We start from the raw sequence: 13,034 nt of genomic DNA on the forward strand, positions 1-13,034 counted from the left end.
CTACTCCGAAGTCTCGGTGAGCAGGTAGTCGATGGCGGCGGTGACGTCGTCGACGGTGTGGTGGGGGATGGTGAGTCGGTCGGGCCAGGGGCAGCCGCGGACCCAGATCGTTCGCAGGCCGGCTTTGTAGCCGCCGGCGATGTCGGTTTCGGGGTTGTCGCCGGTCATCCAGTCGTCGGGGGTGAGTTGAGTGCCGCACCGAGCGGCGGCGAGCTCGAAGAGCTGCGGGTCGGGTTTGCGGACGTCGATGTCGCCGGAGGCGGCGATGCCGTCGATCAGGTCAGCGAGGCCGGTGGCCCGGACCTTGGCGCGCTGGATGTCGCTGGAGCCGTTCGTGGCGACGCCGATGCTCCAGCCGGCGTCCTTGAGCTGCTGCAGGCTGGCGAGGACTTCCGGGCGGCAGCGGACGGCCGCCGCCATGCGGTCGACGTAGACGCGCCACAGATGCTCGGCCGACTCGTTGAGCTGGAAGGTGCTGCGCAAGCGGTCGAAGTCGCTGCGGTCTGCCCGGTCTGCGAGTTCGATCAGCAGCCAGTCCTCGATTTCCGGACCGTAGCCGTGGTCGTGGCTAAGGGTGGCTATGGCGTCCGCGACGGCGGAATGGCGGTCGACCAAGGTGCCGTCCAGGTCGAAGAGGGCAAAACGCATGCGAGTGACCCTATCCGGGTTACCACCTGCGCAGACTCTTGGCAGGGATGCAGCCGTCGGCGGCCAAGACGCTGGTGCCGCCCAGATGGCACAAGTCTGTCAGCACTTACCGGTAATTGTCCGCCAACTGTATTGGGAAACCCGTGCGCAGCTACGAGCTCACCACTGGCCGAACCTTCGCCGTCAACTTCGACCACGGCGACGACTTCTTTCCCACGCTCGCCGACTTCTGCCGTCAGAACGGCCTGCGCCACGGCTACATCCCGATGTTCATCGCCGGCTTCGCGGAAGCCGAGATCGTCGGTGCCTGCGAGAAGCTCGAGAACCCCGACGCTCCCGTCTGGAGCAAAGTGCACCTGACCGGAGTCGAGGCGATGGGGTGCGGGACGCTTGCCTACGACGCTGAGACGGACACCGTCCTGCCGCACATCCACACGTCACTGGGGGAGAAGGCCCGCTCGGCCACTGGCCACACGAGCCATCTACTCAGCGCCCAAGTGCAGTTCCTCGTCGAGATGCTCGTCGTCGAAGTCACCGCCCCCGCGATGACCCGCCCCAAAAGCCCCGACCTCTACGACGTACCTCTACTGACCTTCGGCGATGAGAGAAGCGCCCTTTAACCGTAGCTCTGCTACCGGCGCCAGGACGAAACGCTGACGCAGCCTCAACTGCACCACCAGAGGCAGCAGTCCATGTACAGTTCCAGATCACAAGTGGAAGGGGGAGTGATGACCGATCTGTTCGAAGTGGTGGATGAGCTACTCAGCCGGCCCGCTGATGTCCTGCCTCCGCCCGAGGTGCGGGCTCGGCTTCGCAAGGCCTCCGGTTTGACGCAGGAAGAGGTGGCCGACGCCTTCGGTGTGCACCGGATGGCCTTTCTCCGCTGGGAGAACGGCCATTCCATGCCGCGGCCGAAGCATCGGGCGGCCTACCTACGCCTGCTCAAGGGGTGGGCCCAAAAGCACCCGGAGGCCGCCGACGGCTTCGCACTCTCGGAGGTGTGCTGAGATGCACGAGACCACCCGATCACCCTAGAAACGCTGAAGCGGCCCTGTCGCCACAACAGGACCGCTTCCTAGCGAATCGACTCGCAACCCGTCAAAGCTTCGAGTCGTGAGCAGCGAGGTGACCTCGTCTGCCGGGTGATGCCCGTGGGCCAATGGCCCGCGTGGTCACCTATACCCAGAGTATGCGCTATGGATAGCGCAACGCCACTACTCCGGGCTTGGCGCTAGGTCACACTTGCAGGTCACGGCTCCCTACCTGGGGAGATGACCCCTTGTACCACCCGTATGACGACGGGATGGACGACAGCCAATCAATGGAGCTGATCGGTCCCGACACCGAAGGCCTCTATACATCCCAGTTGCACGACTGGATCCCCCTTTGCCCTGAGCTGGGGGATTCGGCGCTTCGCCTGTACTGGATCATGCGTTCCCTCGTGGTCGAGAAGTACGGCCCGGTCCGCAAGCTCACGGTCCTCCAGCTCGCCTATCTGCTGCCGAAGAAGGCCGTCGGGGCGGGGGAGGAGCCGCAGCCGTCGAGCAAGTCCCGCATTCGCAACCTGCTGCGGGAGCTCTCAACGGTGGGGCTGATCAGTACGCCCGAGGGCAAGCCGGTCACGACCAGTTCGCGTGCGGCCGCCGACGCAGCGCCCCTGCGAATCCGTATCCACAACAAGCCGCGTGCGGGCTACAGCGGGCCCCGCAACGCCTTCGCGCACCTCGATGCGATCCGTCCTGCGGCACGCCAGGCGACCCAGGCTGCCATCGAGAAGGAGGCCCTGCGCCGTGCCGCCCGACGAGCGGGTCAGAATTCTGACCCGCTGCCCCTGGACGCCAACGCGGGTCAGAATTCTGACCCGCTGGGTCAAGATTCTGACCCGCCTGGTCAGAATTCTGACCCGATTTCCGGCACTGACCTGCAAAAACGCGACCTCCCGTTCAGTCCTTCCGCTCATACCTCCCGTTCATCCAGTGGGGGTTCCCTCCGTCCTTCCATGTCTGTAGGTGACGCGCGACGCTCCGCCACAGATGGAGGGACGGACGAACGCAGTGCCGGCATCGAGAGCGAGAAGCAGCAGGCACCCGCGACTGGAGAAGCCGAAGCGGCCACGACACCTGTCGGCGAGGGGCAGGAGGCCACGCCCGGGGAAGAACTGCTGCGCCGGATCGGCCGGCACCACCCGGAGATCGCGGCAGGGCTTGCGATGGGGACGACACTGACCGACCAGGCCCGCATTGTGGACGGCCTGCTGCTGTCCGGGGTGAGCAGGGAAGAGATCCGCTCCGTGCTGCTCGATCGCCCCTATCCGCCGCCGGCTGAGCGGACACACACCATGGCGTCGCTGATCGCGGGGCGGCTGGCGAAGATCCTGCCGCCGCCCCTGGGCTACAGCAGCCACCTGCCCGTTCAGGCGTCGGCCCCCCACACGGAAGCGGTCGAGCTGCCCCTACCCGGCACGATCCTTCCCGCAGCGCACCGCGCCTGCCACGGCGAGATCGGCAACCGGTTCTGCGAACGCCTGGCCCTGCCCGGTTCTGACCTGTGCGAACGGTGCACCAAGGCCGCCGGACCCAAGCCCCCTGAGGGGCCCGAGGAATGGCAGCAGGCCGTGGCGGCGATGGTCGCCGCTGTACACGAGTCCCAGTAGCCCCGCGGTAGCCCCGACGGTGTCTGTACCGCCGATCACCCGTCCCTGCATCCGCCCCGAGGAGCACCGGACCATGAGCGAGTCATCTTTCGACTACCGGCAGGCACGCGCTGACCAGGGCGCGAACCGCGCCGGCGTCGGCGATCTGCCGGAGTACCTGCGACGGGTCGGTATGGACACCCAAAGCCTGCGACATGGCCTGGCCGAGGCCGGCATGCAGGTTTTCGGCGGAATGGCCGCGCCGAGCACTGGAACGAGCGAACTGCCGTATCCGGCTGACCGTGTGGAACGGGCACTGTTCGACAACTCGAAGTCGGACCAGCAGCTCCTGGTTGCGGACCCTGCCGTCCGCAGCGCTCCGCCACACCATGCGCCTGCTGGAAGGCGCCTGCGAAGCCGCCCACCTGGTGCGTGTACTGCTCCAGAGACCCGATGGCGGCGCGGCGATGGAGCGCGTGTCCTTCGGGGTCGGCCCCAGCTTCGGCAAGTAGCGCATGTAGGCACAGGGCCGAATCGACCGTGGTCGTCCAGCCGGCCCCTGCGGCCGACGGCTCGGCACGTCGACCGGCTGTCAGCTCAACGTCGCTGATGGCACGATGAGTTGGGACGAAAGGTGGGAGTTTCGTGCCCGGTGAGGACAGGCCAGGATGCATCCGTCGACCTGTTCGCGCCGGGCGGCGTTTTCCAGGGCGGTCACGGCCAAGCGGGACTTCATCCGAGCATCGATGGAGTAGCCGACGATCCTGTTACTGAAGACGTCCTTGATCGCGCAGAGGTACAACTCCCCTCGCTGGTGGCATGTTCGGTGACGTCGGCAAGCCACAGCCGGTTCGGGGCGGTCGCGGTGAAATCGCGGCTGACGAGGTCGTCGTGCACCAGCGGGCCGGCCTTCTTGCCCCGGCCGCGCTTCTTCCCGAACACGCTCCACCAGCGGTTGTCCCGGCAGATCCTGCGCCCCCCGCGCAGCTGCGCAGGCCGAAGTAGACGAGTACGCGCAGCTGCTCGACCTCCGTCAGGGCGCGGGCGTCACGGAAACTTCTCCGGGGCGCCGCGAGCGTGCGGTTCGAGTTCGCGCAGCTCAGAGCGGTTGGATTGACCATAGCGGGTGCAACAGGTGTGGTGCACGGAGCCGTGCGCAACCTTCACCCGGTAGGAGGCTGACCGTGCTCAGGCCGCCTGCGCGCGGCTTGCGCGGTCCCATCGAAAGCCGCCCTTCCCGTCGCCTGTGCACAGGGTCGCCGAGATGGGCCGCCGTATTACCGGGGCACCCTGCGGGGATGAGACCTGGTTACGTACGTGGGCCGACGGCCGTCGAAGCCTCTGAGATGACAACCCGGTGCGAGCCTGCGAGATTCGTGTCATGGGCTGCCCAGAGTGCGGGGCTACCGATGAGTGGGTGCTGCTGGCCCGTTGGCCAGCCCGGATAACGCACAGCGAAGATGTGACACGGCTTCTGAACTGAGCGAGGACCGTGGGCGGCTTGGTCTCGAAGGTGGGCGTCGCCGCTGTCGATGCCGAGCCGGTGGATGGCTTGGCCAGCCTGCGGGGACAGGGCGGTCCGCACCGGTGCGCCGGATCACACGGTGGTCTGGCGGACGGCGACGGCGCCCTGGCCGACCGGATCGTCCAGCTTCCAGTCGAGGTAGCGCTTGCCGGGGAAGTAGGGGCGGCCGTGGGCAGGCGTCGTGACCACGTCGGAGGACCCGGAGCGGGCACCAGCTTTTGCCGCCTACCACTGCGGCCAGGGCTTCGGCGTAGTCCGATGACGTCCGCTTTGTGATCACGTGAGGTCGTCCAGCTTCAGGACGCCAATGGCCAGGTTGCGGCAGGCGCCATAGTCCGGGACGCTCTGGCTGTTACGGCATGGTCACCCAGCGGCCGGAACGCGGCCAGCGGCTGGCTCCTCGGCAAAGACGCTACGCTCGCCCTCAGTCAGGTCGCCTCGCCCTCCGCGCCATGGCTGCCGTCGCGCTGGCGGGCGCGGCTGCCCCGCCAGTGGTTGCAGGGGCCCGCGTTACGGGCGCGGCGTACGGGTGCGTTCCGCCATCTGCCCCCAGAACTGCCGCAGTTCCTTGCAGGTCATGCCCTGCCACGGCGCGCGCTTGCGGGTCACGGCATAGAGGGGGAATCGGCCGCGGCGCCAGCGGAGCAGCGCCTGTTGCTGGAGGCAGAACACCTCGTGCAGCTCGGCCCGGGGCAGACCACCCTTGGGCGGGTAGGGGCAGAGCTCGAATGGGCAGTCCCGTAGGCAGGTGTTGCCGGGCTCGGCGATGTGCGCCATACCGACGGTCCGTTTCGGCTGCAGTGGTGACCGGTCCTTGGTGAGGCAGGGCGGTAGCGAGTTGCGGGCGGATCGCTGGAGTCGGCTCTCGATCAGGTCCGGGCCGCCGTTGTCGCGCTCGGTGAGGTTGAGCAATAGCAGGACGTCGGCGAGCAGTTGCTGTGCCCTGGGGTCCAGGCTGGACCAACCGACCGACGGTGGGATCCAGAGGTTGTGCTTGCGGAAGAAGCGCGGGTCGCCGGTGGTGGAGCCGACTTTCTCCATCACACCCTTCTCGTCGATCCAGATGTATTGCTCGGGTCGGCCGGTCTCCAAGGCCAGGACCGCCAGGTCGGCTGCCCGGGACACGAAGGGGTGCAGCCGCTCGCCACGGCGGGTATGGTCCTCCTCACGCCGGTCGGTGAGTGCGCGCTCGCTGCCGGCCAGCTTGAGCCAGCGCTGTACGGCGTCGTACGGATCGGCGGCCGGGCGGGTTTGGCTGCGGCCTGGCTCGTCGTCATCCTCATTCGGCTTGGTGGTCGCGGCGCGACCGAGGCGATCGGGCAGCTCCCAGAGGCACAGCGCGTGGATGAGGGTGAGCTGGGAGAACCAATACCGCGACCGGGACAGCATGATCTCGGCCTTCTCGATCAGTAGTTCTCGGGTGTCGTCGTTGGTATCGGGGTGGCGCCGGCGGCGGTTGGCGGCGCTCTTGAAGCCCTGGGCGAGAGCGACTTCGAAGGAGAGCGGCAGGTCGGCGCGGCCGCCTTTGCACTCGGTCGGATCAAGGTGCTTGAGCCAGGCGTCCAGCCGCTCCGCCGCATCCTCGCGGCGCTCGATGCCGACCGAGCCGACGACCATGGGGACGGTCGAGGCACGCGTGGCGAACTGGCGCCAGACGTTCCCCTTGCGCTTGCGGATTTTGTCCCTCTCGCGCCGGTACTCCTCCTGCTCCTCCTTGCTGCGTCCTTCGCCGCTCGACTTGGCGTTGAGCTGCCGCAGGGCCTCCCGAGGTTCCTTGAGCTGTTCGGTGTACTGTTCCATCGGGTCGGGGACGGGGTCCTTCTGATCCGGACTGAAGAAAGCACGCAACGCCTCAAAGGCCGCGTCGCCGCCGGCGCCCACCTCCTGTGTGATCGCCAACCGCAACGCGTAGGACTCCTCCTGGAAGGCCAGTTTCAGGAACTGGTCGTAAGCGGGCAGAGGCGCGCAGGTGGTAGGCCACTTGTCGCGATCCTCCTCAGGGAGATTCCGTCGTCTCGCGATCTCGCGCAGGACTTCGCCGTAGCGGTGGACGAGGCGCTCCTTGGCCTCGTCCCGGCTCTGCGGGTCGCCAGTGGCGATCTCCCACCACCGCTTGCCCAAGCCATCGGCGATGTCCTTATGGATGGAGACCACCCGCCTTGGCGCTGCTGCCTGCGCATGGAGGTCGACTTCCAAGGCTGCCGCGAAGAGGTCGAGGCCTTTGGAGTCCTGACGGTTCTCAGCAGCGTCCTTGAGCAGCTGTGGGATTCCGTCGAGGAAGTCCCGCTCCTCCCGGCACGAGCGGAGGACCAGGCTGATCAGCAGCTCACGGCCGAAATCGAAATCGGTACTGCGAAGCAACTTCACGAGATGAGCCTTGACCTCGGGGAGGAACTCGGAGCCGAGGTAGGCCTGGAGGATGCTATGCGGGAAGGAGACTCCGTCCCCCCAGCTCTCCACCAACCCGAGCTGTTCTCCGCGGGAGGCCTGAAGGGCGTACTCGCTCGCGCACTTTTGTGGGTCGAGGCCGGGTTGGGCATCGTGGAGCTTCTTCTGTAGCTTCTTGGCCGCCTCAATTAGTTCGGCCTTTCCCTTGAGGACCGACTTCTCCGGGTCGAGTAGTTCGTCGTAATGGACGTGCAGGCTGTCCCGTAGGAGACCGATGGTTGCTAGCGCGGAGAGCACGCGGACGCTTTGACTCCGTTCCGCCTGGGTCAGTGCGACGTTCTCGTGTAGGTGGCCAACCATCAGGCCGGTCTTCCAGGTTTCCAGTAGGCGCAGGCGCAGGGTCGAGCGGTCCCGGCTGCGGGTGTCGAGCGGGCTCGACGCCGATCTGGCGCTCTGCAGGTGTTTGAGCAGGTGATGCTGTGCCAGCTCGTGTGTGATCTCCATGTAGAGCGGGGACTCGCTCACCACGGCGGTCTCGACGATCCAGTCCAGCCGGTAGGCGTCCGGCTCCGGATCCTCCCGGGCCAGGAAGTCCAGGGCGGCCTCCTCTGAGAGCGGTTCCAGGTCGATGACCGAGGCGTAGGTGTCCTGAAGCGGAGCATGCGGCCGGGAGGCGATGACGAGGGGGAGCTTCTGCCGCTCGGCGCGGTCGATGGCGCGCCGGATGACGTTGTCCCGGTCCTGTAGCTGGCCGTCTGTGGTTAGTGCCTCCTCCAGGCCGTCCGCGATCACCACGGCCCGGCCTTCATTGCAGAGTTGGCGCCAGACCTTAGTGCCCTGCTCCGACGAGAGGAACGCTCCCGGATCGGACTCTTCCGTGAACGTTTGCCTCGCCAGCTCGCGGAAGTCCAGGCAGCCATTGGTGCCGGCCTGGCGAAGTCTGATGGGGACCGGGACCCGGCCCTGCTGGGCAAGCATCTGGGTGAGCTGGATGAGCACCGCTGTCTTCCCCGAGCCCACGCCGCCTACCAGGATGTACGGACGCCGGTTCCAGGGGTCGCCCAGCGACCGACAGATCACCTGGCACAGCTGCTCACGGCCGACGATCCGTTCAACAGGCCTTCCGGCCGGTGCCACCAACCGTTGCGGTTGGTGTTTGGCTTTGCGCATGAGGGGCCGTTTGATGCGCCAGTACCGGTAGAGCAGGAAGACCGAGGCCGCCAGCGCGAGGGACAGGAACGGAAAGGTAAAGCCTATGACCGGGCCGCAGGCGCCTGTGCTTTCACAACGCCTTTCGACGGGGCCCTTCGTGCCGCTGATGAGGTTGACGAGGGAATACGTGATGAATGCAATGAAGACTGCGGCGGGGATGGGCGTGAGAATTTTGCGGAAGGTTGCCCAGCTGAGCCTGTAGCGGATCCGGACGACTTTGCGGCGGGATATCCACCAGTGGCGGATGCCGCGTACGGCCCGCCGGGTCCACCGGTACACCGCGCGGGCCGCGTGGCGTGGCCGTACCATGCGCGGCGCACTGTGCGGCCTAACCTTGCCCGCCGATTGTTTCCTTCCCCCCGGCTGTCGCACGGTGGCATCCATAAGGATCACAACATTTCGGAATGAGCGAGGTTCGCACAGGACGTTGATATGCGAACAAGCTGCGCAGCAGCCAGCCTATGGAACGCTCGTCGGTCGGGTTCTGTCGCCGTTCGGCGTGGGCGATGGTGTGGCGTCAGGCGCCCTGTCCGGACGGATCGTTCCGTCTGCAGCGTGCGCGTTGTCACCGAGCAGCTCCTCCAGGACCTGGATCGCCCCGCTGACGCGCAGCAGCCCGTCCCGCATCGTCGCCTCCTGCTGCATGAGCCTCTGCAGTTGCCGTTGACCGTTTGCGTGGTCGCGCTTCAGCTCAGCGAGGCGTTCCCCCATCCGGTCGTGCGTCTGCGTCTGCAGCTTCTGCTGATCGGTCATCGCGCCTTCCTTCCCTGTGGTTCAGGATTCCCGCGCTCTCTGGCTGTCCGTGTTCCGTGGGGTGTAGATAGTGGTTACGGTCCGCCTCCGGCTTGTCCGCCTCCACACAGATCCGGTGGGCTTCGGCCCAGGCGTCCTGCCGCACCCCTGTCACCTGCCAGGACACCTTGATGCCCGGCTGATCGGTGCGCACTGTGAAGCGGTTGCCCTTGATCTCGCTCGTCACCGCCACCTGTGCCAGGGAGCCGAGCGGCGTGAGCTGGTAGCGGAAGTCGCGATTCAGTGCCTCGAAGTAGTCCGGGAGGACGACCGTCGCCTCGCCTCCTTCGTCGGTCTCCACCACTCCGGCGTAGAGGTTCGCCATGTCAGGGGACTCCACGAATGAGTGAGACAGATACTTGTTGGCCGGGTCCAGGGGATGGTCGATCCGGAACGCGCCGCCGGGTTTTACCAGTTCGCCGCTAAACTGCACGCGTCCGTCCAACTGGACGACGCCGCCGCCGCTCCTAAGGTTCAGGATGCCGTCACCAATGTCTCGGACCCACGAGCCGAACAGGTGTAGGACAGCGGACCCGTCACGTCGGCCGAAGTGGTGGTTGAAGGCTGCCTCTCCGGCGACGGTCAGCCCGTTGCGGCAGGACACGGATCCGGTACCAGTGTCCATCACCAGACCCCATTGGCCCCCAGTGTTGCCCCAGAAGCCAACGCTGCCACTGTTCTCCATGCCGACGAAGGCGCGGTCCGCGTCCACATCCTTCTGGTGGAACCAGATGCCTGCCGAGCCGTCGTTCGCGTCGGGGCCTTGACGCACCCTCATCCGCCGCCGGACATCGAGCGCGTTTCCCTCGCCGTGACCGCTCGTTATCAGGTCCATGCCCGACCACAGCCGCGCGCTGCCCTGGAAGGCGTACCACACCCAGCGCTGCCCACTGCTCCCGGGATTGGCGACGAACTGCTGTTTTTCCCGGTCCGCGAAGGAGTATCCGCCCAGGTTACCGCCCGAGTGTACGCCGGACCCGTTTACGTGCAGGGTTGACTGCGGCGTCCCGCTAAGGGCGATGCCGACGCTGCCCGAGCCACCCATGACGGCGAAGGCGGACCCCACCTTCAGGTCGTTCTCGACACTCGCGGAGCCCACGTTCAGGCCGTCCGCGACGTTCAGTGTGCCGACGTCCATCTCGCCCTCGGGGCTCACGGTCACAAGGTCGCTCTCCTGGTCCTCATTGCGGAGGTGCCAGGCGCTGTCGTCCCCGGCGAACATCCCGTACGCCGGCCCCTCTTCGTCGCGGGCCAGCTCGATGCCCGAACCCCCAGTGGGCGAGGTGACTTTCAGCCCGTGCCCACCGTCCGCCCCCGTTGCGATATGCAAGGGCGCGGAGGGCGACGACGTTCCGATGCCGACGTGACCGCTGGATCCGCCCGCCGACAGCACCGTGTGCCCGGTGCCGTCGGCGGCGAACACCACGAGGTCCAGGCCGCCGTCGATACGGCCCCGCAGTTCCGCCGCCGGGCTCTGGCCCACCGTCGTCGGCGAACCCGTGGTCACCCGCGCGGCGCGCAGCTCGACCCGTTCCACCGGGACACCCACCGAACGGCGCGCTCCGGACGTGACGCCCGAGACGGAACTCGTGGCATCCAGGGACACCTCGGCGAGCACCACCTGCTGGCCCACATCCTGGAAGCCGGCGCTCGGCAGCAGCCGCAGCCAGGGGGCGTGGAGCCGGATCAACCGTGTCTCACCCAGGACTTCACGCCATGTCAGGGTGAGCACATAGGTGCCTGCGGCCATGCCGACGGTGTCCAGCCGAAGGCCCTCGGCACCGATCACCACAGTGGGGATGTTCACCGGCTGCTCCGGGTCGACGGCCGGGTCCACGATGGCGAATCCGCCCGCCTCCAGGACACCCGTGTGGCCCGCCGCGTCGAGCGCGGTACCGGGCTGCACTGTCACCCCGGGCTCCCCGGGGGTCGCGCTCACCCCCAGGCCGTCGGCCACACCCCAGGTGTGGAGGGCCGCTCCGCGCGCCTCGTCGAGACGCTGGTAGTAGTCCTCGGTGTCCATCAGGGTGTCTGCCCGCTGCGTCCCCCCACCGCGGGCGCTGTTGGTGTCGAAATTGAAGTATTCGGTGCGCTTGACGGCCATGCTGATCACTGCTTCTCACAATGGGTTCGGGGTCATGGTTACCGCGAAGTACCGGCAGTGGGCGGGTTTGTTCTGCTCGACGATGGAGTTGATGGTGCCGAGGGCCTGGCTCAGCTCGCGCTGCTGCTGCACCGGATCGTCTGAGAGCTGTCCGGCGGTGAAGTGGATGACCACGTTAATGTCGAAGGCGTGGGTGCGGGACCGGTGGCCGTCCAGGTTGATTCCGGAGGTCTCGATCTGCCCCGGGTCGCAGATGAGGATCCGCCGTCCCGCCACCGTCATCCCACTGGGGTTGACGAACTGTCCCGGTTCGGTCATCCGCACGATGCCGGCCCCCGCCGTGTCCGGGGTCGTCGTCACGCGGCGTACGCAGGCCGGCTCGGCCTTGGCGAGGATGAAGGGGTTGTCCGTGGCCGAGGGCCAGAAGGGCCTGAGACCGGCGTCCAGGACGTACAGGGCGTCCGTGTCCGCGCGCGTGATCGCGGTGGGGGCGACGAGCGGGTTGTCCGGCGGCAGCAGAGGGATGGGCGTCCAAACGGAGTCACCGCGGACGACCCGCACCAGGTTGCCGCTCGCCGCGCCCGCCGGTGGCGGGTTCTGCTGGTCGCCGCCGTCTCCAATGACGAGCGTGCCGTCGCGGTCAACGAACAGTGACAGGGGCTCGCTGACGACCGCGGGGTCGAGATCCTTGACCGTCACCGCGACGGGCGTGGGACGGACGACGAAAACCCTCGGCTCCGCGGACTCACCCGGATCCGGCGCCTGCTTCCGGTCCAGTACCAGCAGATCACCCTTGTCGTCGACGACCATCGCCAGGGGGAAGACGGAGCCGCCGGAGGCGAGCCTCGTGACCTCGGTCGCAGAGTCGGCCGTGTACGGAGCCGCGACGGAGAGGATCCGTCCGGTGCTCTCCAGGATGAACAGTGTCTCCGGCTGACCCGCCAGGGGCGGGCGTACGGCGACGGCGACGACTGGGCCCAGGCTCTGCTGGGGCACCAGAGGACGGGGGAGTGGCGGGCTGCCGATGAGACCCGGCTGCGCCTCCGCGTCCAGGCGCCATACCCGGCGCCGGACCGGCAGCACGTCGCCCAGCCCGTGTTCGCCGACGTACAGGCTGCCGTCGGAGCCGCGTGCGATGCACCAGGGTCGCATCAGACCTTCGCGGACGACCTGGGGCGGGTCCTGGGTGTCGTCGAGCAGCGGGCGGAAGGTCGGCAGCACGGACACCGGGGCCGACAGGCCCGAGTCGAGCGGCATGGAGAACAGACAGGATCCGTCGTCCACCGCGAGCCGGGGCCGTCCCCTGCCGACGGCGTACAGGTCCAGGATGACGTCGAGTCCGCTGCGCAGCCCGCGGCGGCGGTGGGTGCGGCTGATCACGGCGGTCGCCTTGCGGCGCTGGTACTCATCCCAGAGCTGCTGGCCCTGGAGTTCGGGGAAGCGGAGGGAGACCCACGAGGCGAGCCACGGCAGGAACTCCGGTGGTGTCGTCCATGGGTCGAAGAGCCGGTGCAGCAGCGCGATCCGCTGCGTGACCGGAAGATGGGTGTGGCTCTCGTCACCGCCCTCGGTGTGCTTGTCGTGCACGATCGGTACGTGGTCGTCGATGCCGGTGAGGATCTTCTCGAAGACGCACAGGGCCTCGCCGAGGGAGAACCCGGCGTTGTTCGGGGCGTCCTGCCAGACCACGGGCGGCAGGTATCGGAGATAGCTGCTCTTGGGCACCGCCATGA

The 13,034-nt window shown here is 67.3% G+C and carries 9 protein-coding genes and 2 pseudogenes; 3 read left to right on the forward strand and 8 right to left on the reverse strand.

Annotated features, from left to right (window positions below; genetic code table 11):
- Positions 1–648, reverse strand: coding sequence for an HAD family hydrolase (locus ACIGDI_RS39840; protein ID WP_399907265.1), 648 nt, complete (start codon positions 646–648; stop codon positions 1–3).
- A 143-nt stretch (positions 649–791) separates the two neighbouring features.
- Here ACIGDI_RS39840 and ACIGDI_RS39845 point away from each other — a divergent pair, with 143 nt between their 5' ends.
- The 3 genes from ACIGDI_RS39845 to ACIGDI_RS39855 all read left to right on the forward strand — a co-directional run bounded on the left by ACIGDI_RS39845 (position 792) and on the right by ACIGDI_RS39855 (position 3,301).
- Positions 792–1,268: a PPC domain-containing DNA-binding protein gene (locus ACIGDI_RS39845; RefSeq protein ID WP_399907267.1), complete on the forward strand. Its 477-nt coding sequence runs from the start codon at positions 792–794 to the stop codon at positions 1,266–1,268.
- Between the two features lie 108 nt (positions 1,269–1,376).
- A complete protein-coding gene (locus tag ACIGDI_RS39850; protein WP_399907268.1) occupies positions 1,377–1,655 on the forward strand; it encodes a helix-turn-helix domain-containing protein in 279 nt (92 codons plus the stop codon).
- A gap of 296 nt (positions 1,656–1,951) precedes the next feature.
- The gene (locus ACIGDI_RS39855) at positions 1,952–3,301 is read left to right on the forward strand and encodes a hypothetical protein (protein WP_399907270.1); all 1,350 of its coding nucleotides are present in this window, start codon (positions 1,952–1,954) and stop codon (positions 3,299–3,301) included.
- Positions 3,302–3,383: 82 nt separating this feature from the next.
- Here ACIGDI_RS39855 and ACIGDI_RS39860 read toward each other — a convergent pair whose 3' ends face one another.
- The 7 genes and pseudogenes from ACIGDI_RS39860 to ACIGDI_RS39890 form a co-directional block, all read right to left on the reverse strand.
- Positions 3,384–3,671 carry a hypothetical protein gene (locus ACIGDI_RS39860; RefSeq protein ID WP_399907271.1) on the reverse strand — a complete coding sequence of 96 codons (288 nt, stop codon included), beginning with the start codon at positions 3,669–3,671 and terminating at the stop codon, positions 3,384–3,386.
- A 306-nt stretch (positions 3,672–3,977) separates the two neighbouring features.
- Positions 3,978–4,192 (reverse strand): annotated as a pseudogene (locus tag ACIGDI_RS39865) (DDE-type integrase/transposase/recombinase); the annotation flags it as partial.
- A 685-nt stretch (positions 4,193–4,877) separates the two neighbouring features.
- Positions 4,878–5,003: pseudogene (locus tag ACIGDI_RS39870) on the reverse strand (phosphotyrosine protein phosphatase); the annotation flags it as partial.
- 312 nt (positions 5,004–5,315) lie between these two features.
- On the reverse strand, positions 5,316–8,714 hold the full coding sequence (locus tag ACIGDI_RS39875) for an NACHT domain-containing protein (protein ID WP_399907273.1): 3,399 nt from the start codon (positions 8,712–8,714) through the stop codon (positions 5,316–5,318).
- Between the two features lie 150 nt (positions 8,715–8,864).
- Positions 8,865–9,158, reverse strand: a complete 294-nt coding sequence (locus ACIGDI_RS39880) for a hypothetical protein (protein ID WP_399907275.1) — start codon at positions 9,156–9,158, stop codon at positions 8,865–8,867.
- Positions 9,097–11,301, reverse strand: coding sequence for a hypothetical protein (locus ACIGDI_RS39885; RefSeq protein WP_399907277.1), 2,205 nt, complete (start codon positions 11,299–11,301; stop codon positions 9,097–9,099). The genes ACIGDI_RS39880 and ACIGDI_RS39885 overlap by 62 nt, the downstream gene beginning before the upstream one ends.
- A gap of 15 nt (positions 11,302–11,316) precedes the next feature.
- Positions 11,317–13,032 carry a phage tail protein gene (locus tag ACIGDI_RS39890; RefSeq protein WP_399907278.1) on the reverse strand — a complete coding sequence of 572 codons (1,716 nt, stop codon included), beginning with the start codon at positions 13,030–13,032 and terminating at the stop codon, positions 11,317–11,319.
- Between the last annotated feature and the right edge of the window lie 2 nt (positions 13,033–13,034).

It is taken from the genome of Streptomyces sp. NPDC085900, from assembly GCF_044540925.1.
Classification (GTDB): Bacteria; Actinomycetota; Actinomycetes; order Streptomycetales; family Streptomycetaceae; genus Streptomyces; species Streptomyces gilvifuscus.

Bases quoted from the DNA above. Each gene is read 5' to 3' on its own strand.
- ACIGDI_RS39850 (WP_399907268.1), top strand. From the start codon at position 1,377: ATGACCGATCTGTTCGAAGTGGTGGATGAGCTACTCAGCCGGCCCGCT.
- ACIGDI_RS39860 (WP_399907271.1), bottom strand. From the start codon at position 3,671: ATGGTGTGGCGGAGCGCTGCGGACGGCAGGGTCCGCAACCAGGAGCTG.
- ACIGDI_RS39840 (WP_399907265.1), bottom strand. From the start codon at position 648: ATGCGTTTTGCCCTCTTCGACCTGGACGGCACCTTGGTCGACCGCCAT.
- ACIGDI_RS39875 (WP_399907273.1), bottom strand. From the start codon at position 8,714: ATGGTACGGCCACGCCACGCGGCCCGCGCGGTGTACCGGTGGACCCGG.
- ACIGDI_RS39885 (WP_399907277.1), bottom strand. From the start codon at position 11,301: ATGGCCGTCAAGCGCACCGAATACTTCAATTTCGACACCAACAGCGCC.
- ACIGDI_RS39855 (WP_399907270.1), top strand. From the start codon at position 1,952: ATGGACGACAGCCAATCAATGGAGCTGATCGGTCCCGACACCGAAGGC.
- ACIGDI_RS39880 (WP_399907275.1), bottom strand. From the start codon at position 9,158: ATGACCGATCAGCAGAAGCTGCAGACGCAGACGCACGACCGGATGGGG.
- ACIGDI_RS39890 (WP_399907278.1), bottom strand. From the start codon at position 13,032: ATGGCGGTGCCCAAGAGCAGCTATCTCCGATACCTGCCGCCCGTGGTC.